This is a genomic window from Pontibacillus litoralis JSM 072002 (genome assembly GCF_000775615.1).
GTDB lineage: Bacteria > Bacillota > Bacilli > Bacillales > BH030062 > Pontibacillus > Pontibacillus litoralis.
Genome location: NZ_AVPG01000017.1, coordinates 44,459 through 66,132 on the forward strand (window position 1 = coordinate 44,459; position 21,674 = coordinate 66,132).

The 21,674-nt window shown below is 38.5% G+C and carries 18 protein-coding genes and 1 pseudogene; 5 read left to right on the forward strand and 14 right to left on the reverse strand.

Features of this window, described 5'->3' with window-relative positions; genetic code table 11:
* Positions 1-194: 194 nt before the first annotated feature.
* The 9 genes from N784_RS11150 to N784_RS11195 form a co-directional block, all read right to left on the reverse strand.
* The gene (locus tag N784_RS11150; protein ID WP_036834968.1) at positions 195-977 is read right to left on the reverse strand and encodes an SDR family NAD(P)-dependent oxidoreductase; all 783 of its coding nucleotides are present in this window, start codon (positions 975-977) and stop codon (positions 195-197) included.
* Positions 978-992: 15 nt separating this feature from the next.
* Positions 993-1,955: an MBL fold metallo-hydrolase gene (locus N784_RS11155; RefSeq protein ID WP_036834969.1), complete on the reverse strand. Its 963-nt coding sequence runs from the start codon at positions 1,953-1,955 to the stop codon at positions 993-995.
* 547 nt (positions 1,956-2,502) lie between these two features.
* A complete protein-coding gene (locus tag N784_RS11165; protein ID WP_036834971.1) occupies positions 2,503-3,192 on the reverse strand; it encodes a serine/threonine-protein kinase in 690 nt (229 codons plus the stop codon).
* Positions 3,193-3,306: 114 nt separating this feature from the next.
* Positions 3,307-4,311 (reverse strand): agmatinase family protein, encoded by a 1,005-nt coding sequence (locus tag N784_RS11170; protein WP_036834972.1) that lies wholly within the window; start codon positions 4,309-4,311, stop codon positions 3,307-3,309.
* Entirely contained in the window at positions 4,308-5,579 is a 1,272-nt protein-coding gene (gene hutI / locus N784_RS11175; RefSeq protein WP_036834973.1) for an imidazolonepropionase, read from the reverse strand. Before hutI ends, N784_RS11170 begins: the two co-directional genes overlap by 4 nt.
* Before the next feature lie 87 nt (positions 5,580-5,666).
* Positions 5,667-7,325 carry a urocanate hydratase gene (gene hutU / locus N784_RS11180; RefSeq protein WP_036834974.1) on the reverse strand — a complete coding sequence of 553 codons (1,659 nt, stop codon included), beginning with the start codon at positions 7,323-7,325 and terminating at the stop codon, positions 5,667-5,669.
* 46 nt (positions 7,326-7,371) lie between these two features.
* Entirely contained in the window at positions 7,372-8,508 is a 1,137-nt protein-coding gene (locus N784_RS11185; RefSeq protein WP_036834975.1) for an acyl-CoA dehydrogenase family protein, read from the reverse strand.
* On the reverse strand, positions 8,505-9,677 hold the full coding sequence (locus tag N784_RS11190; protein ID WP_036834976.1) for a CaiB/BaiF CoA transferase family protein: 1,173 nt from the start codon (positions 9,675-9,677) through the stop codon (positions 8,505-8,507). Before N784_RS11190 ends, N784_RS11185 begins: the two co-directional genes overlap by 4 nt.
* A 13-nt stretch (positions 9,678-9,690) precedes the next feature.
* Positions 9,691-11,016: a YjiH family protein gene (locus N784_RS11195; protein ID WP_036834977.1), complete on the reverse strand. Its 1,326-nt coding sequence runs from the start codon at positions 11,014-11,016 to the stop codon at positions 9,691-9,693.
* A 209-nt stretch (positions 11,017-11,225) separates the two neighbouring features.
* Here N784_RS11195 and N784_RS11200 point away from each other — a divergent pair, with 209 nt between their 5' ends.
* A complete protein-coding gene (locus tag N784_RS11200) occupies positions 11,226-12,692 on the forward strand; it encodes a helix-turn-helix domain-containing protein (protein ID WP_232306014.1) in 1,467 nt (488 codons plus the stop codon).
* Positions 12,693-12,879: 187 nt separating this feature from the next.
* The gene (gene fdhA, locus N784_RS11205; RefSeq protein ID WP_036834979.1) at positions 12,880-14,097 is read left to right on the forward strand and encodes a formaldehyde dehydrogenase, glutathione-independent; all 1,218 of its coding nucleotides are present in this window, start codon (positions 12,880-12,882) and stop codon (positions 14,095-14,097) included.
* 43 nt (positions 14,098-14,140) lie between these two features.
* On the opposite strand, the gene N784_RS11210 is transcribed toward fdhA, so the two are convergent.
* Positions 14,141-15,763, reverse strand: coding sequence for a M20/M25/M40 family metallo-hydrolase (locus N784_RS11210; RefSeq protein ID WP_036834989.1), 1,623 nt, complete (start codon positions 15,761-15,763; stop codon positions 14,141-14,143).
* 161 nt (positions 15,764-15,924) lie between these two features.
* On the opposite strand from N784_RS11210, the gene N784_RS11215 reads away from it, so the two are divergent.
* The gene (locus tag N784_RS11215) at positions 15,925-16,671 is read left to right on the forward strand and encodes a glycerophosphodiester phosphodiesterase (protein ID WP_036834980.1); all 747 of its coding nucleotides are present in this window, start codon (positions 15,925-15,927) and stop codon (positions 16,669-16,671) included.
* Positions 16,672-16,854: 183 nt separating this feature from the next.
* On the forward strand, positions 16,855-17,274 hold the full coding sequence (locus tag N784_RS11220; protein ID WP_036834981.1) for a universal stress protein: 420 nt from the start codon (positions 16,855-16,857) through the stop codon (positions 17,272-17,274).
* Between the two features lie 69 nt (positions 17,275-17,343).
* Here the strand turns inward: N784_RS11220 and N784_RS16015 are convergent, their stop codons facing one another.
* Positions 17,344-17,925, reverse strand: coding sequence for a hypothetical protein (locus tag N784_RS16015; protein ID WP_052127275.1), 582 nt, complete (start codon positions 17,923-17,925; stop codon positions 17,344-17,346).
* A gap of 165 nt (positions 17,926-18,090) precedes the next feature.
* Between N784_RS16015 and N784_RS11230 the strand changes: the two genes are divergently transcribed.
* Positions 18,091-18,384, forward strand: a complete 294-nt coding sequence (locus N784_RS11230) for a DUF3817 domain-containing protein (RefSeq protein WP_036834982.1) — start codon at positions 18,091-18,093, stop codon at positions 18,382-18,384.
* A gap of 33 nt (positions 18,385-18,417) precedes the next feature.
* Here the strand turns inward: N784_RS11230 and N784_RS17115 are convergent, their stop codons facing one another.
* From N784_RS17115 to N784_RS11245, 3 genes and pseudogenes are all read right to left on the reverse strand, one after another.
* Positions 18,418-19,404: an N-acetylmuramoyl-L-alanine amidase family protein gene (locus N784_RS17115; protein WP_036834983.1), complete on the reverse strand. Its 987-nt coding sequence runs from the start codon at positions 19,402-19,404 to the stop codon at positions 18,418-18,420.
* A 337-nt stretch (positions 19,405-19,741) separates the two neighbouring features.
* A complete protein-coding gene (gene glnA / locus N784_RS11240) occupies positions 19,742-21,079 on the reverse strand; it encodes a type I glutamate--ammonia ligase (protein ID WP_036834984.1) in 1,338 nt (445 codons plus the stop codon).
* A 38-nt stretch (positions 21,080-21,117) separates the two neighbouring features.
* Positions 21,118-21,524, reverse strand: a pseudogene (locus N784_RS11245) (MerR family transcriptional regulator).
* Positions 21,525-21,674 lie beyond the last annotated feature (150 nt).

A 21,674-nucleotide genomic window follows, 5' to 3' on the forward strand; every position in this document is an offset into this window, starting at 1 on the left:
CGACACATAATATATTTCGATTAGGAAAGGAGCGATAATCAATTACCGGATTCGCCACTATTTCTTCCACCTCCACAAAAACGAACAAGTGTTCTTTATTTATTATGTTCCTTATTCCCCCATTTATCAAGAGGGGATTGTTTCCATTTATGTATACAAAAAGTACCCTCTCACAGTGGAAAGGGTACTATTCCTTACTTTCGAGCAAATTGTTTCCCTAATACTTTCTCCATTACACCTGGCATGAGTTGATACACTTTCGCACCTAACTCCATCCAACCTGGCATGTTTATTTCGCGCTTAGAAGTGAATAAATGCTTTACGACACGCTCGGCCACCTTATCTGGGTCAAGCATATATCGTTCAACAGATTGCTGATATGTACCTTGAGGATCAGCCGTGTCAAAAAAATTCGTCCGCACTGGGCCGAGGTTTACAGCAGTGACGTGTACATGGTGAGGCTTCAATTCCATCCGTAAGGCATTCGTAAAGCCAAGCACTGCGTGTTTCGTAGATGCGTAGCCCGCGCTTTTCGGAGTTGCCATTTTTCCAGCTTGACTAGCGATGTGAACGATATGTCCTTCTCTTCGCTCCATCATGCTCGGCAGGACTTCCTTTACACATTGGATCAAGCCGAGTACATTTACATCAAACATTGCTCGAAAATGTTTCATGTCCATGTCGTATACCGTTTCAAACATACCAAAGCCAGCATTATTAATAAGAGCGTCAATCGTACCATGCTCCTGTATAATGATGCGAAATGTCTCTTGAATGGCTTGTACATCCGCTATATCACAAGCATATACGTAACTTTCTCCCGTAAGGGCATTTGCGATTTCTGCTAATTTCTCTCGTCTTCGAGCAAGTAAAATAGGGACGCCGCCTGCCTCGGCAACGTGCCAAGCGATACGCGCTCCTATCCCACTGGATGCACCTGTTATAACTACTTTCTTTCCTGCTATCCTTTTTTGCAAACCTTCATCACCTAACTACTTTGTGGAATAATAAAGAACACCTTGACGTATTTCTATTTCAACTTTGTCTATGGATTGTAAATAGTCTAATTGCCCGACAGTTTCTGATATCGTAAGACCAAATTCTTTTTCAATATGTTTCGGAAATAAACGTTGGCACACTTCAAAAGGACTAAGTGGCTTCTCTTCTAGCATCTGATACACTTTTTCTGCGCGCTGCTCTTGCTTTTCTAATCTAGTCTTGATGAGGTTGTGAGCATCTGAAAACACCGGTCCATGCCCAGGTAGTACTTTGTGGATTGGATAGCGCAAGCACTTTTCCATTGTTTTACGATAGGTTACTAACGGTTGAGGACGGGCATCATCTGCATTTCGTGGTGGTTCTAACAAAGGATTAGAAGAAATGTAATAAAGCAAATGATCACCTGACAACATCGTCCCATCCTGTTCTCTAAAGAAAGATAAATGACTCTCCGCATGACCAGGGGTTTCTAAAACCTTCCAATCCATATGCCCCGGTAACGAATCCCCTTCTTGTAGTGCCGCTGTTAACGTTCCCTTTGCTACATACTTAAAGGGATCACGTAAATGTTTAAAAAAAGCACGGAAATCTTCGCTAACACCAAAGGATGCATATAAACCATGAAAAAACGAACGAAGTTGCTCTAAAAAGACTACATCATGTTGTAACCAAGGACGATTATCTTCATGACCATAAACACCTTGAATATTCAAAAAACGATCGACAAGCCCGATGTGATCAGGGTGGTGGTGGGTTAAAACAACTTGCTCAATATCACCTGTTTTGTAACCAATTCCTTTTAATCCACATTCAAGCGCTTGCCATGCCTCTTCCGTCTTAATACCAGCATCTATAAGCGTTAACACGTCACCTTTTAATACATATACATGTACATCTCCTACTCCAAACGGGGTTGGAACGGTTAATTGGTGGATTGTATCTTTTGTATTAATCATATAAGACCTCCAATAATGAATGATCATTCAGTTATGTATATTGTACCTGTTCCACCTGCATTTGTCATATACCAAGCACGATGACATGAATCTATGCTTCCATACAGTGATGTTCACAGAACAATCTTCAAGCACAAAATAAAGATTGGACTATTCATTACCATTTGATCCCCATAGAGTTTTCAACGTTTTTTATTTTTTTACCATTCGATTTCTAAATATAGCAATGTTAATCAACCAATAAACAAAAATCACTATTACAGCTACAACCACTAACAAACTGTACAATGATATAAATACCGAAAAATCACTTAAAAATAAATCCACATCACCACCAACGAAAACAATAAATATAAAACCAAGCAGGTAATAAAAGAATAATGTCATACCCCAATTACCTTAATAATTCTAAATACTATAAATTCAGAAATCAAAGCAATAATAGTTCCAAAAAATAAAATAAAGAAAATACTATATGTAAAATAAACTCTAACTTTAAACATTTTATTATTATACATCCTCTAATTTACGAAAATTTATTATTCTTTTACTCCTCTTTATCCTTTTTATACGATGTGAACTTCAGTACACTTTCTATAAAGTCTTCAAATGAAGAAAAACGTTTATTACGATTGTTGTACCACTTTCGCACCGTTTCCATTATCCAAAATGGCACAGGTCTTCCAGCAATCAAATGGTAATGTTCGTCGTATGCTTTTTTTATATGTTCCCATCGATAATCATTTCCTGACAAACCATATTCAGACACATCAATAATTTTTGCCCTACCATCTTGCAGCAAAATGTTTTTCAAATGAATATCGCGGGGATTTAACCCTTGCTCTCGTACGTGAGCACGTGCATGTTCGACATCTTCCATCACTTGCTTCGGAATAGAAACACCTTGTAATATACAATCAAATAACGTCATTCCGTGTTCATAACTTAAAACAAGAAAAGTCTCATAGTCAGCATAGCATTTCGGAAAGTAGCGTGATGCTCCTAGTTGTGCATAAATAGATGCTTCGATGGATGCTTTCTCTTGTCTATCTGTTGCATATACCTTAAAGGCATAATCAAGCGCATATGGAGATTGAAATACCGCAGCATCTGTCCCAACACCGATACAGCGCAACCCTTCCACAGCACCGTAAATGGTAACTGGTTCATTATTTGGATTTGACTCAACCACTACTTGATTCAAACATTCTATCACCCTTCTCCAGTCATTAACCATCCTATTCCCCCTTTCTAACTATACGACTCCTACTTCCTCTTTTATATTCCTTTTATTATCTTTAAGCATAACGAAAAGGCACAATGTATCGCAATACAATTGTGCCCTTTTTTCTTATAAAGAAGAATGGTACATGCGTTTGTAATACCCTGTTAGGAACGATAACATCACATGTACAGCATGCTTTACTGTAATATCCCCTACGTCTTTACGTGGATCAAGACAAACAATATCCATCGCTTTTACTTTCGGGTGTTCACCAGCAATTTGTACAGCTTCAAACAACTCTTCTGCATACATCCCTCCAGGTGAAGCAGCTGGTGTCCCAGGCCCATGAACGATATCCAATACATCCATATCCACCGTCAAGTAAATCGTATCTACTTGGTCTTGTAATTGGGATAAAGCATGTTCGACAACAGATTGCATTCCTTGTCTTCTCGCTTGCTTCATCGTTGTATAATGTACCCCCACTTCATCGGCATAATCCTTCAACGATTTGCTGTTAAAGTACCCATGTAAACCAATATTATGAACATGATGCCCAGCAACCGTACCACTTTCGATAACATTTCGAATCGGTGTACCATTTGCCGGACCAAATTGTTGTAAATCCCGCAAGTCAAAGTGAGTATCAAACTGTAATATTCCTATCGTTTCTTCCGGATGTGCATCTTTCCATCCTTTAACAAGCATCGCCGTGATGGAATGATCTCCACCTAAAGTAATCGGAATTGCACGGGAATGATGCTGTTGCATGGCTGTCATGGCTTCTTTAATTCTGTCATGTGAATAAGCAATATCTGTAACGTGCTGCTTCACATCGCCTAAGTCTAGTATTTGTAGTCGTGCTAAATCAATTTCTTCATCTAAATTATACGTACCAAACGATTTCCAAGCTAGACGCATCGCATTAGGATTATCGCTCGCTGCAGACGTACTAATTGACGACTTAGAAAGAGGAACACCTAAAATAGTAGCATCATATAAAGACCAATTAGGTGTGCCTTCTCCTATCGTTTCAATCCATTCATGCACTTTCAAATCAGTCGTTTTCTCTGTTTGTTTCGTCCAAATCATACTAGGACGCTCCAGCATCGGATAAGGGTAAGTCGTCATTGCAATTGGCCACCTATCACTACTTGCTGTCCTGCCTTCACAACAGTATCTACGTGATTCATTCCATATTGATATGACAATGTAAGGTAGTTCGGCACATCAAAGATAGTTATATCTCCTTGCTTCCCTGGCTCTAAACTACCTACCTTATCAGCAACTCCAATAGCATAAGCAGCATTGAGCGTTGTAGCAGTTAACACTTCTTCAGGGGTCATCTTCATGTTCAAACACCCTAAATTCATAATAAATGGTAATGAAATCGTTGGTGATGATCCTGGATTAGCATCCGTCGATAACGCAATCGCCACGCCAGCATCAATCATTTTTCTAGCTTGTGCATACTCTGCCATTAAGAAGAAGGCTGTTCCAGGTAGTAATACACCCATTACTCCCGCTTCGGACATTGCCTGTATTCCTTTATCAGAAGCTTTCAACAAATGATCCGCCGATATCGCTCCTACCTCTGCCGCTAACTCTGCTCCTGCATAAGGTTCAATTTCATCGGCATGAATTTTCGGCGTAAGTCCGTATTGTTTACCTGCTTCTAAAATACGCTTCGATTGCTCCGGTGTAAAAACGCCACGTTCACAAAAAACATCATTAAACGTTGCTAGTTTCTTCTCGGCAACTTCAGGAAGCATTTCATGTATAACTCGATCGACGAAAGCTTCAGGATTATCTTTATCCTCAAACGGAACAGCGTGAGCTCCCATAAATGTCGATACGATATCAATCGGATGGTCTTCTTGTAATTGCTTTGCGACCTCTAACTGTTTTAGCTCATGTTCCAGCGTTAATCCATAGCCACTTTTCGCTTCGACAGTCGTAACACCGTGAAGTAAAAACGTATGTAAACGTTGTAGCGATTGGTCATATAATGCTTCGTGCGTCGCTTGCTGAGTAGCGCGTGTGGTCGCGTGAATACCTCCTCCAGCCTCCATAATGTCCATATACGTACGCCCTTGCAAGCGCATCGCATATTCGTTCTCTCTCGTACCAGCATGCACTAAATGGGTATGAGGATCAATAAGTCCAGGTGTAACCGTTTTGCCAGTGGCATCGATAACCGTCGCATGTTCTATTTGATCTTTGTAAGTTTCTCTAAGCCCTTCGTCTGTACCTACTTCCACAATGATACCATCCTCTATCCAAACAGCACCGTTTTCAATCACGTTCAATATAGACATGGCTTCTTTTGTAGCTGGCGCTGTATGTCCAGCCATCGTAACTAACTGTGCTGCATTGGAAATAAACATACGTTGTACCATATTTCATCTACTCCCTTTCGTTCAAACATCCACGAGTTCATTGAATACCGTGGATGTTTGGTTATTTTTTCGATTATTGGTTTTTGTTTAGTCAATCATCGGAATATGGATATCATGCTTTTTAGCTGCTTCGATAGCTTTGTCATAGCCAGCATCTACGTGACGAGCTACACCCATGCCAGGGTCCGTTATAAGCACTCTGTTGATTTTCTCTGCCGCTTGTTCCGTTCCGTCTGCCACAATAACTTGACCTGCATGCTGAGAATACCCCATACCAACACCACCACCATGGTGAACACTAACCCAACTCGCTCCACCAGCGACATTCACTAAAGCATTTAAAATAGGCCAATCAGAAACCGCATCACTTCCATCTTTCATCCCTTCTGTTTCACGGTTTGGTGACGCAACAGAGCCAGAATCTAAATGATCTCGTCCAAATACAATCGGCGCTTTTATTTCTCCTGATGCGACCATTTTGTTTACTTGTAACGCAAAGCGATGTCGATCCCCATAACCTAGCCAGCAAATGCGAGAAGGAAGTCCTTGCCACTTCACATGTTCCTGCGCCATATCAATCCAGTTCAATAAAGATTCATCCTCTGCAAACATACGCTTCACTAATTCATCTGTCTTATAAATGTCTTCTGGATCACCAGATAATGCAGCCCAACGGAACGGTCCTTTTCCTTCACAGAATAACGGCCGAATATAAGCAGGGACAAAGCCTGGGAAATCAAAAGCATTGCTTACGCCCATTTCCTTCGCATAAGCGCGAATGTTGTTTCCATAGTCAAACACTTCCGCACCTTGCGCCTGGAAATTCAACATCGCTTGCACATGCTCCGCCATAGATGCTTTCGCTTTTTGTTCATACACTTTCGGATCCTGCTTTCTCAGCTGTAGCGCTTGTTCGAAAGGCATACCATGCGGCACGTACCCATTAACAGGATCATGAGCGCTCGTTTGATCCGTTACGAGGTCTGGAATTATTCCCTTGTCATAGATTGCTGGATACACATCTGCACAATTCCCCACAAGACCAATAGAAACAGCTTCTCGTTTATCCACATACTTTTGAACTAACGCAAGTGCTTCCTCTAAGCTTTCGCACATGAAATCGCAATATCCTTCTTTTATCTTCCTCTGAATTCGATTTCGGTCTACTTCCACGACAAGCGTTACTGCTCCAGCCATTTTGCCAGCTAACGGTTGAGCGCCACTCATTCCACCCATACCGCCTGTTAAAATAAATCTTCCCGCTAAATCTGGTGTACCAAACACCTTTTTACCAGCTTCCACAAAACTTAAATACGTCCCTTGTAAAATCCCTTGAGCCCCGATGTAAATCCAGCTGCCCGCCGTCATTTGACCATACATCATCAACCCTTCTCTTTCTAACTCGTAAAAGTGATCCCAGTTCGCCCAAGCAGGAACAATATTGGAATTAGCAATCAATACTCTTGGCGCCTGCTCATGCGTTCTAAAAACTGCTACCGGCTTACCTGATTGGACGATTAACGTTTCGTCATTTTCTAGATTTTTTAACGTTTCAATGATTTTATGATAAGATTCCCAGTTGCGTGCTGCTTTTCCTATACCGCCGTACACAATAAGTTCATCTGGATTCTCCGCTACTTGGGGATCTAAATTGTTCATTAGCATTCTCATCGCTGCTTCTTGTTGCCAACCTTTGCATGTCAATGTTGTACCTGTTGGCGCTTTAATACGTTGATTTGTTTTCATTTTCAAACTCCTCCTTTTATTTTAAGCATCACAAAATTCCGAACATCTAGTTCAATAAATGACTTGCAATAACGATTTTCTGAATTTGGGACGTTCCTTCAAAAATTTCCAAAATACGTTGATCACGATAAAACCTTTCAACAGGAAACTCTTTCATATATCCGAATCCACCATGTATTTGAACAGCTTTATGCACAATACGTTGACTAGCTTCAGATGTCATAAGCTTTGCTATCGCCGCTTCTTGAGAAATTCTTTTACCTTTGTCTTTTAAAAAAGCGGCATAGTACGTATAGATACGTGATACTTCTAATTCAGCCTTCATCTCAGCTAACATCCATTGTAATCCTTGATATTGTGCTATTGGTTTCCCAAATGTAGACCTCTCATTAGCATACTGAACAGCTGCGTCTAAAGCGGCTTGAGATAATCCAACTGCCATTGCAGCGATACCAATCCTTCCTCTATCCACAACTTGCATGGCTAATTTAAAGCCATCTCCTTCTTCACCGATACGATTTTCAACAGGAACGTAGCAGTCTTCAAAAATAACTTCATCCGTTCTTGCTCCTCTAATTCCCATTTTATCGTCACCAGCACCGAAAGAAAGCCCATCTGTTCCATTCTCGACTATGAAAGCACTTATACCTTTATTCCCTTGAGACGTATTTGTTTTGGCATAAACTACAATGGTATCTGCATACCTACCATTTGTAATAAAATGTTTCATCCCATTTAATACATAATAATCTCCATCTCTGACTGCTGTTGTCTTCATTGAACCAACATCTGTCCCGCCTACTGGCTCCGTTAAACCAAATGCAAATAGCTTCTCACCATTACAACCAGGAACTAAATACTTTTGTTTTTGTTCTTCCGATCCACCAAGAAATAATCCATCGATTCCTAAATAATGAGCGGTCAAAATAGAGCCTGTAGCCGCACAACCATAAGTAATTTCTTCAACGGCTATGGCTTCGGTAACGGAATCCGCTCCTACTCCGCCAACACTTTCCGGATAAGCAATTCCTAATAACCCTAATTCCCCCATCGATTGAACATGTTCGGTAGGGAATTCATTGTTTTCATCTAATTGCTTTGCACGTGGAGCTAAGACTTCTTTTGCATAATTCTTTACCATCTTACGAATGCTTTCTTGCTCATCTGTGTAATCAAAGTTCAACTCTCTCTTCCTCCTTCTACCATTTGGTTCATGTATTGATCCATTAGCTCTTCTGTATGCTCACCTAAAGCTGGAGCTCGTGTTACGTTATTATTTTTATCTTTTAAGGATGATAGCTTAATAGGGTTTCCGGGTATCGTAAACTCTCCATATTGTTGCTGGTCAACTTGTACTAGCATATTCCGTTCTTTAATATAATTACTTTCTGAGATTTCTTTGATATTATAAATTTCAGCACACGGAATACCTTCATTGTCTAATATCAAGGCAGCCTGTTCTTTCGAATAATTTTTTAGCCAGTTTTCAATTTCAAGCTTTAATGCCTTTTGATTGAACGCCCTTTCAAAGTCGGTATAAAAACGGCTATCTTCTATTAAATCCTCTCTATTCATAACTTGAGCGAATTTATTAAATAAGGCATCATTAGCAATCGCTATAGCTAAATAACCATTCTTTGCTTTATACGTGTCAAGAGGAGCACTTATTGGGTGCCTATTCCCAATACGATGAGGCGTTTCACCGTCTACTGTATAGCGCATAATATTGCTTTCTAATAAGGAATAAATCGTATCAGCCATCGCAACATCAATTTGTTGACCTTCCCCGGTTCTTGAGCGATGAAATAAAGCTGTTAATATACCAATTGTTAAATACAAACCTGCACTTGTATCACCTAAGGAAGAACCTACTCTAGTTGGAGGTGTATCTTCATACCCATTAATACTCATTATTCCCCCAATAGCTTGAGCAATTAAATCATATGCCGGTTTCTGATGCCAAACGCCAGATTGGCCGAATCCGGAAATAGATGCATAAATTAAATCTTCTTTTTCTTTCTTTAAAGTCATGTAATCTAACCCAAACTTTTTCATTACTCCTGGTCTAAAATTCTCTACTACCACATCCACATCTTTTACCAATTGTTTAATAAGCTGAATGGATTTCTCATCCTTTAAATTTAATTCAACGCTCTTTTTTCCGCTGTTCAAAAATACAAAATAGCCACTTAATCCATTCTGAAATGGACCGAAAGATCTAGTATCATCACCTAAACCACTTTTTTCTATTTTAATAACTTCTGCTCCAAAATCAGCTAATATCTTTGTACTAAATGGTCCAGCTAATACGCGTGTGAAATCTAAAACTCTAACACCTTCCAAAGGTTTCATCCTTGTTCCCCCCTTAAAATAGTAAAATTGAAATTGGAATGATGATGAGTAAGGTAATGAAAACTCTCTCAAACCAAATAATCACCATTTTGAATATTGATATAGGAATGTCAGTTGACAAAATGACAGGTACAACAGCAGAAAAGAATATGATAGAAGAAACCGATAGCACCGCTACAATAAACCGAGTAACTAAATCAGCCTCTGTTACAATTAAAGACGGAAGAAAAATCTCTGAAATAGATATAGCAGCCGCCTTGGCAGTCAGTAATGCTTCTGGCGCTTGTAACAACCATGTCACCGGAAGAAAAAGATAAGCCATCCAATCAAATAAAGGTGTATAATATGCAAGCACTAAACCTAATAATCCCACTGACATAATAGAAGGAAGTGTATTCATAGTCATGATGAGTCCTTCTCGAAAATGAGAAAAAATATTTGTAAAGAAAGGCGCGGATTCATCTGCTGCTTTCATCCCTTCTTTCCATGCATGATGCAACTTATTATTCCTTATTACAACTTCTGGATCGCCTTCTCCTGTGCAATATGTGTTCTCTATATTATTCAAAGGCCAAATCCTCACAGTGATAGCGGTTACAAAAAACGTAACAATAAGTGAGGTCCAAAAATACAAGTTCCAATATTCCATTAAATTTAACGTATTTGCAATAACAATCATAAAAGTAACGGATACAGTAGAAAAACCAGTCGCAATAATAGTTGCTTCCCTATACGTATATTTTCCTTGGTTAAATACTCTATTAGTCACCAATAAACCTATAGAATAACTCCCTACAAACGAAGCAACAGCATCAATTGCCGAACGTCCAGGTGTTCTAAATAAAGGCCTCATAACAGATTGCATAAATACACCTACAAATTCAAGAAAACCATAACTAACTAATAATGCTAAAAACATAGCGCCAATTGGAATTAGTATACCTACTGGGATGATTAATTTCTCCAAAAGGAAAGGACCTAAATCAGGATAGAACAGCCAATCAGGACCAGTTTTAAAAATGAGCATGAATCCAAACAAAAAACCCGCTATTTTAAAAAATGAAAGCGTAATTTGTACAGCACTATCATTCCATGTTTTTTTAATAAACGGATACAGCGCCCCCGTGAAAAGAATCAAAAGGATATACGTATTAATAATGAGTGGATTCATCCCTTTGATGACGGAAACAATGTGATCGAGTAATATAGAGGATTCTCCATTTATGGTTATCGGGACAAAAAATGAAATAATCCCTAAACCACTAAAAATAATAAATTTCAGCATCGCAAAAGAATGACCCGTTTGCTCACTTTCCAATTGCTGCTTAACACTATTCATAATCAACCTCCCTACACCCATTTTTTTGTGTGAAATTTTATATTATTGTAATTATTATATTTTTTCTGATAAATTAAAGGTAGAGAATATTTTACAAAGTACAGTATTTATTTAATCATTTAACTTTTGTTCTATTCTAATGTATAGCATTTATTTACTATCGCCATAAGGTCATAAAATTGTTAAGAAGGGTTGGGACATAGGTGAACATGTTAATTATTGATCGAGATGAGACAGAAAAAGCTGGCATTGAATGGTTTATTAAGGCTAATCAAATGCGATTCAACGAAATCTATTATGCGCCGAGCATTCAACGAGCAAATAGAATGATAAAAGACAAACAACCTGACGTGGTAATCATTGAATTGGATATGTTGACGAAAAGAAATATATCATCCTTTTCTATTCATGTTAAACGCTATTGCAAACGTTTAATAAGTATTACTGCTGAGCCACTATTTGAACGAGCTCAACAAGCCATAGAACTAAATTCAAGCTCGTTATTAGTCAAACCTTTTAACCTTAAATTATTACAAACTGCATTGATGAAAGCTTCTCATCAAGAAAAACAACACCTCCAGCAAATACACCCAGAACATAGAAACCAAGAAGTTTACCATTCTTTATTTATGGATGCAGAATTAGGAGACAATGTTAAACCTTATTTTTTACTGATAGAACCTGAAGATAAAAATAAAATAAAGGTTTTATACCAATGGTTACATCAATTAAAACTACCTTTTTCAACTGAACTATTTCCGCTTAGTCATATGGTTGTTTGTCTTGCTTATCCAATCGATTCAAGCGATGTGGAATCTATAAGAAATGAAGCACATAAAATGTTGCAATGGGGAGAGGAAGCATTTGATTTCTCTATTAATATCGCAATCCATGATTGTTATTTAACCGTTGACAACCTTAAACATGTGTATGACCAAACGAAAAACGCGCTTCAACTTAAATTTTATAAAGGCTTTAAACAAGTATTTCTAACGAGTGATACGCCTACATTTGTTACCTTTGATCCTTTTTTAACTTCTGCCGAACAACGAATGTGGATTACTAGTTTGGAAAAGGGAGATATTAATCGTTTGAAGGATTTTCTGCACCAATCTTTTACAATAACTTCGAACACTTATCCTGAACCAGAAATTGTTCGAATTAAATTGACTAGCATTTTAGCTCAAATAAGACGCTTTATAAAAAATTATAAACTGTCCAAAATAGATGAAATAGAACGAGAATATCATACAATGTTTAGCATCATTTTAAATAGCCCTATTCTCTATACCATTATCCAAGAATTGATATTATTTTGCATCAAAGTGACCCAAAACGCACATTCCCACAAACAAAATGGGGAATTTGACTATATTGAGCGATCCATCTTCTATTTGGAAAATCATTACCAAAATAAAAACCTTAAACTCGATGACATAGCCAGCTATTTAGATATTAGTCCAAACTATTTAAGTAGCTTACTTTCCGCTAAACAAAAACCTTTCAAAAAAATCTTAAGCACTATTCGCATTCAAGCTGCGAAAAAACAATTAAAAGAAACGGACTACTCTATACAACTAATTAGTGATCAAGTCGGGTATAAAGATCCGAATTATTTCTCACGCTCATTTAAAAAAGTCGTTGGGCTATCCCCTAAAGAATATCGCTCTTTCTAATCAAACAATACAATCACACGTTGACTCAAAGGACATCTCACAAGTTCTAATTATGACTCACGCTCCAAATCCGCAGCACATAAATAAACTGAATTATTTGAATTCAAATCGTTGTATAGTATAATATAGCTAGAATAAAAACGCTTACTAAGAAGGCACCATTTACTCATGATTAGGGAGTGGTTGAATGGCAGGAAATCGTGGCGTCGTTTATGTTGGAAAAGGACATGTAGAAGTGCAGGATATTCGTTACCCGGAACTGGTTTTACGAGATGGACCTGGGGTTAATCCTCTAAATGTCGGCAGAAAGTGTAATCATGGTGTCATTGTGAAAGTGGTAACCACTAATATTTGTGGTAGTGATCAACATATGGTAAGGGGCCGGACAACTGCACCGAGTGGTTTAGTACTTGGTCATGAAATTACAGGGGAAGTGATAGAAGTTGGTAGTGATGTCGAATTTATTCAAAAAGGAGATTTAGTGTCTGTTCCGTTTAATATTGCTTGCGGCCGTTGTCGCAGTTGTAAAACACAAGACACGCATATTTGTGAAAATGTCAATCCAGATCGCCCAGGTTCTGCCTATGGTTATGTGGATATGGGGGGGTGGGTTGGAGGTCAATCAGAATATGTGATGGTTCCGTACGCTGACTTCCAATTGTTAAAGTTCCCTGATAAAGACCGAGCAATGGAAAAAATTCTCGATTTAACGATGCTATCTGACATATTCCCTACTGGTTATCACGGTGCAGTTAGCGCTGGTGTGAAACCAGGTTCTACAGTTTATGTTGCTGGTGCTGGCCCTGTAGGACTTGCTGCCGCTCACTCTGCACAATTGTTAGGCGCATCTGTCGTTATTGTCGGCGATCTCATTGAAGAGCGACTAGCCCAAGCAAGAAGTTTCGGATGTGAAACCGTCAACCTCCGAAATCATCCTAATCTCGCTGACCAAATCGATCAAATTCTCGGCGTTCCAGAAGTTGATTGTGCTATCGACGCCGTCGGCTTTGAAGCAAGTGGACATGGTGAAGGTGCTCAAGAAGCTCCTGCTACCGTATTAAATGCGGTTATGGATATCACACGAGCGGGAGGAAGATTGGGCATACCTGGTTTATATGTAACTGGAGACCCAGGTGGAATCGACGACGATGCTAAAGAAGGAACACTTAAAATCCGGCTAGGACTAGGCTGGGCAAAGGCACATACCTTTGTGACAGGTCAAACACCTGTTATGAAATACCACCGTGATTTGATGATGGCCATTTTAAGTGGTCGCGCACAGATTGCTAAAGCGGTAAACGCCACGTTAATTTCCCTTGATGAAGCACCGGCTAGTTATCAACAATTTGACGGCGGTGCTTCAAAGAAATTTGTCATCGATCCGCATGGGCTTGTAAGAAGTTAATACAAAAAGCGCAGCACCAAAGGAAGTGCTGCGCTTTTTTACTTTAATTATCTTCTTTTAACAAATAATGAATCGTTTCTGTTAATACATGCGGTAGTTGGTCAAAGCTATACGTAAGCTCTAACCTTTCTGTCCATTGGTGTGCGTCCTTGCCTCTAGGTCCGACGTTCAGTATAGGAACTTGAAACATCTGTAACATCTTCTCTGTTAAATCGAATCCTTTTCCTTTCAACGGCATGTTGCCCATCAACGTTTCTAATGCTGTTGCAGAAGTAATAGGTCCAATAAAGCTTAAGTCAGATAATCCAGGGAAAAATTCTATTTCTTTCACATCTACTTGGAACTGTTGTTTCGCTAAGTGTTGCACGAATTCTATCGTCCGTTGAATATAGGGGTCTTGCTTGGAAGAAACCGCAGGATAAAATGGCGGACTATAAAATAACACAATCATTGGCGCTAAATCTTTGCATAACGTAGCTAATTCTTGTACAAGCAATGTAGAAAAATCTCGATCCCCTTTATCTCGATGATTAAGAAGCAAATTCTCTCGTCTTTTTACTTCTTCTCGTCCATAGCGAGCAATTGCTTCTTGAACTAACTCGTCATACATGAACACTTGAACATTCATCTCTGGTATGCTGAGCTCTTGTTCCTCGCGATAAAAAGCCTTCGCTTTCGCTTTAAAATGCTTTGTGATTCGTACACTTGCCTTGTGAGCAGCATGGAGCAATTTATTATTCAGTTCATCTACAGATTGGTTCATATATAATACGTTATACATAGAAATGGCTGCTTGAGGCGTTTGTACCGAGTATTCCTCCTTCAAATCTCTTTGCATAAGGCTTACTGGAGGTGGTGTTATTTCATCCCTAACTGTTTCACTGAAATGTTCATTCAATTCCATTTCTTGAGCAATATAACTCATCATTAAATTCGCATTTAAACCAGCAAACGGTTCACCAACATGCGTCTCTTTCCCATAGCAAAAAAAACCAGGCAACACCTTCCCAATTGAACCGGAATAAGCATAATTATGGTCATCACCAGGGTATTGGCTAAACATCGGCTCACCGTTTAAACAAGCACGAAACGTTAACCCTTCCTGTTCCTGGATGGATTGAAGCACAGGTAAAGCATGCAGCATACCTAATGAGTTTGCTTCTTCATCAGGTACTGTCACAAGTAGTATGTTGCCGTCAAATGCTCCAGTAAACGCCTTTTCTAATAAAGATAAATGGAGCACAAGACCCGCTTTCATATCCATAATCCCTCTGCCAAACAACCATTCTCCATGCTGTAGATCTTGTTGCACTAGCTTCGGTAATTCCTCAATATGCTCATTGAAATCCCTTGTCAACTCGCGTGGGTGGAAAGCTATGTTTTTTCTAGATCCGAAATCGTCGATACCGACCACATCAAAGTGACTTAACAAAATGATAGTATCCTTTGCGTTCCCTTGTTTGACAAGCGCTGTTAAAAGCCGTCTCCCATCTTGGAGAGGATGTAAGGCTACATAGCTCGGATTATTTTGGAAATAAGTTCGACTACCTAGCAGTTGATACAAGTGTTCCACTAAGGCAATCTCTGCTTCACTCCCCGTAATACTAGGATAGGAAACAAGGGAGCATAATAAATTAATCATTTCTTCTCTTTGCTGCCATTTCATCTCCATCTTTTCTCCACCGCCTTTTTAGTTAACGCTTTCATCCTAACACAATTCACCTCATTATGCAGATGGTGGCATCCGAATAATTCTTCGCAATAAGTTGACATTTAATCATCCTTAACAGAAAATAAAAGCAAAGTGACGAACAGGAGGTGCCCTATGTGAAAACTGCCATTATTGCCCATCGTGGCGCGAGTAAAATTGCACCAGAAAACACAATGCCTGCATTTAAATTAGCGAGTAAAATTGGGGCTGACGGAATTGAAACAGATGTACAATTAACAAAAGATAACATCCCTATTCTGATCCACGATGAAACGTTAAAAAGAACGACGAACGGACAAGGATATGTTAAAGATTTCACTTGTGACGAGTTAAAGCAATTAGACGCTGGAGCATGGTTTTCAGACAAATATGTAGGTACCCAGATACTTACACTAGAACAATTTTTGAAATGGGCACAAAAAGAAAATTCGTTTACCATTCACTTAGAATTAAAAACGAACATAATTGAATACAAACACATTGAATCGCTCGTTTTAGAACAAATAAAACATTTTAACCTTGAAAACAACACTATCATTTCTAGCTTTAATCCACAAAGTATCAAGCAAATGGGCCACTTAACGACGAAAGTAGAAACGGCATTACTCCTTTCCCAACGAACGAAAAAACCATTAGATTATGTAAAACAAATTGGTGCAGATGGACTTCACATACGATACTCCTTACTAACAAAACGCCTAGTTGAAGAAAGTAACCAACATACCATTCCTATTCGTGTCTATACAGTTAACCGCCCTACCCAACTCATGCGTTGCTATAAGTGGAAATGCAACGGGCTATTCACAGATGTACCACACACAGCAATGGAGTACCAACAAGTGTATAACTTTAAAAATCAATAAACGAACCTTTTCCATGTTATGAATAGTAGAAAAAGGGTATATCATTAGTAATCACGAAATAGGCGAGCACCCGATATTTATTATCCTAACATAAACCATTGATAGTACAGCCGAAAGCGTGATAACATATTACAATATAAAGAGAAGGAATATTACAGAAAAAATGCAAAGGGGTGTAATAGTATGAATAACATACTAGTTGCATATGATGGTTCTAAGTTAAGTAAACAAGCATTACAAGAAGCGATGAATCGAGCAGATGAAAATCCTGAAACAGAAATTCACGTTGTTACAGTAGTCAATCCGACGGGCCCATTTACGAATAAAACCATCTATAAAAGTATTGAAGATGAGCTACGAAAAGACTCTAAAGTGGAATTAGCGAAGTTAGTAGAACAATTTAAGCGTGAAGATCAACATATCGAAACAGAAGTACTTACTGGAAACCCTGGGGCGCAAATTTGCAAATATGCAAAAAACAATGATATTACTTTAATTATGATTGGTAGCCGCGGTCTAAGAAACGTAAAAGAATTGTTTTTAGGTAGCGTCAGTCATAATGTTGTACAGCACGCTCATTGCCCTGTACTTATATTTAAATAGTAGAAAACGTAGGACAAAATAACGTCCTACGTTTTTGTACTACCATATTTAAAATTTTATGGTTCCGAACTATTCACTCCTAACGACACTTTCGTATGTCTTTGTAACTCCCCACACCTTTTTATAATTTGTGTAACCATTTATAGCAATATCCAAATCGTGAAACATACGATGTAATGATTGTACGTGTGAGACCTGTTCTTCCCCATTAACTACCTGATTTGCTATACTATGAATAGATTCTATATCTTGCTTGAGGACTTTCCCGTAATCTTCTGCATTATCTATATACTTTATTATAGCGCTCGCTTGCTCTTTTTGCTCTTCAAGTTGCAATGAATCTAACTTTCCATACCCAGTTGTCCGGTTATAAAACTCGTGTTGCTTTGCTATAAATACACCTATATCACTCATTTCTGTTTGTCCACCATTTTCATCGCTGCTCGCTTCTGTTACTACTTCCTCCTTCACCTCTGCACCATCATTGCTTTCTTTTTCTCGTTGCTTTTCATTCGCATTCGTTTTTTCTTCCTTTTCTTCTTTTACGTCTTCAGATGCAAAGTTAGCTGAGACTACGAAGTAAGCCATGGTAATCGTAAGTGCTAGAATACATATAACCCCAATCCACATTAGTACTTTTAACGTTTTCACCTAATTCCCCCTTAACTTCATATAAACTCACTCTGTATAGAATAGCAAAATAGTCCTTTTATGTAAAATTTAACTTAATTGCTTGAATTAACGTGCCGAATAGATGAATAATATGGTAGAATAACAGGTAGATGTACGAAACTATGGAACTCGGAGGATCTCAATATGCTAGAAACCACTATTAATCGCTTTCGATTAGCTGGATTTATTGAAGGAGGCTCTTTACTCGTATTATTATTTCTTGCCATGCCATTAAAATATATGGCGGATATTCCAGAAGCTGTAACGATTGTTGGCTCACTTCACGGTTTCTTCTTTATTAGTTATATACTTATAATCGCTTATACGACATATAAAATTCGCTGGTCTATCTTATGGGTGTTCTCTGCTTTTATTGTCGCTTTTATCCCATTCGGTAATTTTCTATTAGATATACAAATAAAAAAGAAGTTCGCATAGAAAACAAGTCAACCACATTCGGTTGACTTGTTTTCAGTCTAAATACACATACTTACTATGAGCCGTTATATAATAAATGCTACCTTTACTATTTTTCACTTCATATTGATAGCCATTTCCTACTTTTAATTTTTGTATTACCACCGGAAATCCATACCCTTTTTGAACATAACCGGCTACATCATCATCACTCCAAGAAGGCTTGTTGTAAAATCGTAATCCATCTACTTTTGAACGTATCCATTTATCATCATAATCACTTGAACTTCTAGACTTTATTTCAACATCTTGCTCCTCTACCCAAGAATAAATTTCTTGTAACAAAAAGCGATCTGATTTCACTTGCTGCACCGTATATGTTTTTCCTTTAACATAGTCAGGTATTACTTCACCTGTCGCATAACGAGATGCAGACAACTTTAATACTACTCGATCTCCTTTTTTTATATCTCTACTATTTCCTTTTTTAAGACTGAAGTACGCCGCGATTCCTTCAGCTACGGCATAACCTACTTCCTGTAAGACGGCTTCTTTTCTCATTTGCTTTATATCAATGGAAGAATCCATAAATCCGCCTTCTACTAAAATCGCTGGCATAATTGATTCACGCAGCATATGAAAGTTATCCTTTTTTAGACCTCGATCTGTTAATCCATAGGCTTTGACTACTCGATCATGCACTTCACGAGCTAGTTTCTCTGCATTTGGCCAACTTCCTATATACGTGTAAGTTTCTGTACCAGAATGAGTCCCCCAATTTCCATCATATGCATTGTGATGAACGGTTACAAGAATATCTGCTCCCCAATTATTTGCTTTATTCGTGCGTTCCTCTAACGGCACATCTCGCTTCCCAGTCGGATCATCTAAACGTAAAATGGTAACGCCCTCATAATCATTTAATCGACGAATTGTCGCTTCCACAATTTGATTATTAAACATCCATTCATGTTCACCATCAGGCGTGCGTTTACCACGTGTGTTCAATCCATGCCCAGCACCAATCGCCACTTTTTTCATGATATTATCACCCTTTATTTATAATTTAGAATATCTTATACAACCTTCCTATGTACGGTAACGGCAAATGATTCATGGATGCTACGACATTTTCAATTTGACTTCATGAACTGTTGTTTGGGTGATCATTTCCTTTATCCTATTTAACTCCACTAGTTTCCAATCGATTTCATTTTCTGTCTATTCTTTCATGCAGAAGCTCGAAAATTACATGAGCAAGATTTTGTCGCAATACAATCGGGCATGTACCAGCACTTTCATAAACAACCCATTCATCTAACATACGGCCCGTTAACAAAAAACCCTCAATACCAAAGTATCAAGGGCTTCATAAAGCTTAGTAAATCGACATATATTGTTCACGTTCCCACGGGTGGACTTGTGTTCTAAACATATCCCATTCAATTTCTTTTGATTCTATGAAATGCTCGTATAAGTGTTCTCCTAGTGCTTCAACCATTTTGTCGTCTTTCTTCAGAAGTTGTAATGCTTCTGCTAATGTAGAGGGTAAATCTTGAACACCGTGTGCTTCGCGCTCTTCTTTATCCATTACATAAATGTTACGGTCAACTGGTGTTGGTGCCTCTAGGTTGTTATCAATTCCGTCTAAGCCAGCAGCTAACAGAACCGCCATTGCTAAATAAGGGTTTGCGGCCGGGTCCACTGAACGTACTTCAATACGTGTGCTTAAGCCACGGGAGGACGGAATACGGATCAGTGGACTACGGTTTTGGCCAGACCACGCCACATAACAAGGTGCTTCATAACCAGGTACAAGGCGCTTATATGAGTTTACTGTTGGGTTTGTAACAGCTGTAAAGTTCGTTGCATGCTTCACTACTCCAGCAATAAAGTTGTATGCTAATGAACTTAATTGCTGCTCGCCATTTTCGTCGTAAAAAGCGTTGTTACCATTTTGGAATAATGACATGTTTACGTGCATTCCTGAACCGTTTACTCCAAATAAAGGTTTCGGCATAAAGGTAGCATGTAAACCATGCTTACGCGCAATCGTTTTAACAACTAATTTAAATGTTTGGATATCATCACAATGTTTTACTGCGTCAGAATATTTGAAATCGATCTCATGTTGACCTGGCGCAACTTCATGGTGAGAAGCTTCGATTTCAAAGCCCATTTCTTCTAATTCTAATACAATATCGCGGCGACAGTTTTCCCCTAAGTCCGTTGGAGCAAGGTCAAAATATCCACCTTTATCATTTAGCTCCATACTTGGCTCGCCTTTTTCATCTAGTTTGAAAAGGAAAAATTCTGGCTCCGTTCCTAAGTTAAAAGCAGAGAACCCCATCTCTTCCATCGTCTTAAGGTTACGCTTTAAATTGTAACGCGGGCAACCTTCAAATGGTGTGCCATCAGGTTTGTAAATGTCACAAATAAAGCGTGCTACTTTCCCTTTTTCAGAAGTCCATGGAAATACTACGAACGTATTAAGGTCAGGATGTAGTTTCATGTCTGATTCTTCGATACGTACAAATCCTTCAATGGAAGATCCGTCAAACATCATTTGGTTGTCTAACGCTTTGTTTAACTGACTTACCGGAATTTCTACATTCTTAATTACTCCTAATAAGTCGGTGAATTGTAAGCGAATAAACTTAACATTTTCTTCCTTGATCTTTTCCCAAATTTGTTCTCTTGTGAATTTCGAAGCCATAGTTTACTTATTCCTCCTCCATAATTTATCTTCCATAATTAATGAAAGAATCGAGATAGTTCTCCCTGACGCAATGATGATTTCCCGAAACGATTTCCATGCATCAACTCATTTTTCAACAGCTTCCGTAGTTCTTTGTCAGACAAATCTTGCTGCACTTTCCCTACTTGTTCTGCTGTATAGGTTAATGGTTCTCGTTCTTCTTGTTGCATGGATATTACTTGTTTAATTCCCGCAAGATTAATCCCTTTGTCTATTAATGCCTTAATTTCAAGAAGACGTTCCACATCATTGAACGAAAATAAACGATTTTCCCATCAGTTCTGGCTGGGTGGATCAAGTTATGCTCTTCATAATATCGAATTTGACGTGCCGATAATTGTGTCAATGATTTTACTATACCAATGGAGAATAACGGCATCGTTCTTCGCATCTCATCATTCATAACGTTAACCCCCCTTTCGCCTGTCGTTTAATTATTCTTAATATTATATTATGTTCTTAAAGGTGTCAATGGATGTTAGGAAATTTAACATAAAGAAATTTGGTTTTATTCAGAATTTTACTAATCGAGTAGAGGGAAAAGTTAAGTAAC

Bases quoted from the DNA above. Each gene is read 5' to 3' on its own strand.
- N784_RS11155 (WP_036834969.1), bottom strand. From the start codon at position 1,955: ATGATTAATACAAAAGATACAATCCACCAATTAACCGTTCCAACCCCG.
- N784_RS11165 (WP_036834971.1), bottom strand. From the start codon at position 3,192: ATGGTTAATGACTGGAGAAGGGTGATAGAATGTTTGAATCAAGTAGTG.
- N784_RS11170 (WP_036834972.1), bottom strand. From the start codon at position 4,311: ATGACGACTTACCCTTATCCGATGCTGGAGCGTCCTAGTATGATTTGG.
- hutI (WP_036834973.1), bottom strand. From the start codon at position 5,579: ATGGTACAACGTATGTTTATTTCCAATGCAGCACAGTTAGTTACGATG.
- hutU (WP_036834974.1), bottom strand. From the start codon at position 7,325: ATGAAAACAAATCAACGTATTAAAGCGCCAACAGGTACAACATTGACA.
- N784_RS11190 (WP_036834976.1), bottom strand. From the start codon at position 9,677: ATGAAACCTTTGGAAGGTGTTAGAGTTTTAGATTTCACACGCGTATTA.
- N784_RS11195 (WP_036834977.1), bottom strand. From the start codon at position 11,016: ATGAATAGTGTTAAGCAGCAATTGGAAAGTGAGCAAACGGGTCATTCT.
- N784_RS11200 (WP_232306014.1), top strand. From the start codon at position 11,226: ATGTTAATTATTGATCGAGATGAGACAGAAAAAGCTGGCATTGAATGG.
- fdhA (WP_036834979.1), top strand. From the start codon at position 12,880: ATGGCAGGAAATCGTGGCGTCGTTTATGTTGGAAAAGGACATGTAGAA.
- N784_RS11210 (WP_036834989.1), bottom strand. From the start codon at position 15,763: ATGAAATGGCAGCAAAGAGAAGAAATGATTAATTTATTATGCTCCCTT.
- N784_RS11220 (WP_036834981.1), top strand. From the start codon at position 16,855: ATGAATAACATACTAGTTGCATATGATGGTTCTAAGTTAAGTAAACAA.
- N784_RS11230 (WP_036834982.1), top strand. From the start codon at position 18,091: ATGCTAGAAACCACTATTAATCGCTTTCGATTAGCTGGATTTATTGAA.
- N784_RS17115 (WP_036834983.1), bottom strand. From the start codon at position 19,404: ATGAAAAAAGTGGCGATTGGTGCTGGGCATGGATTGAACACACGTGGT.
- glnA (WP_036834984.1), bottom strand. From the start codon at position 21,079: ATGGCTTCGAAATTCACAAGAGAACAAATTTGGGAAAAGATCAAGGAA.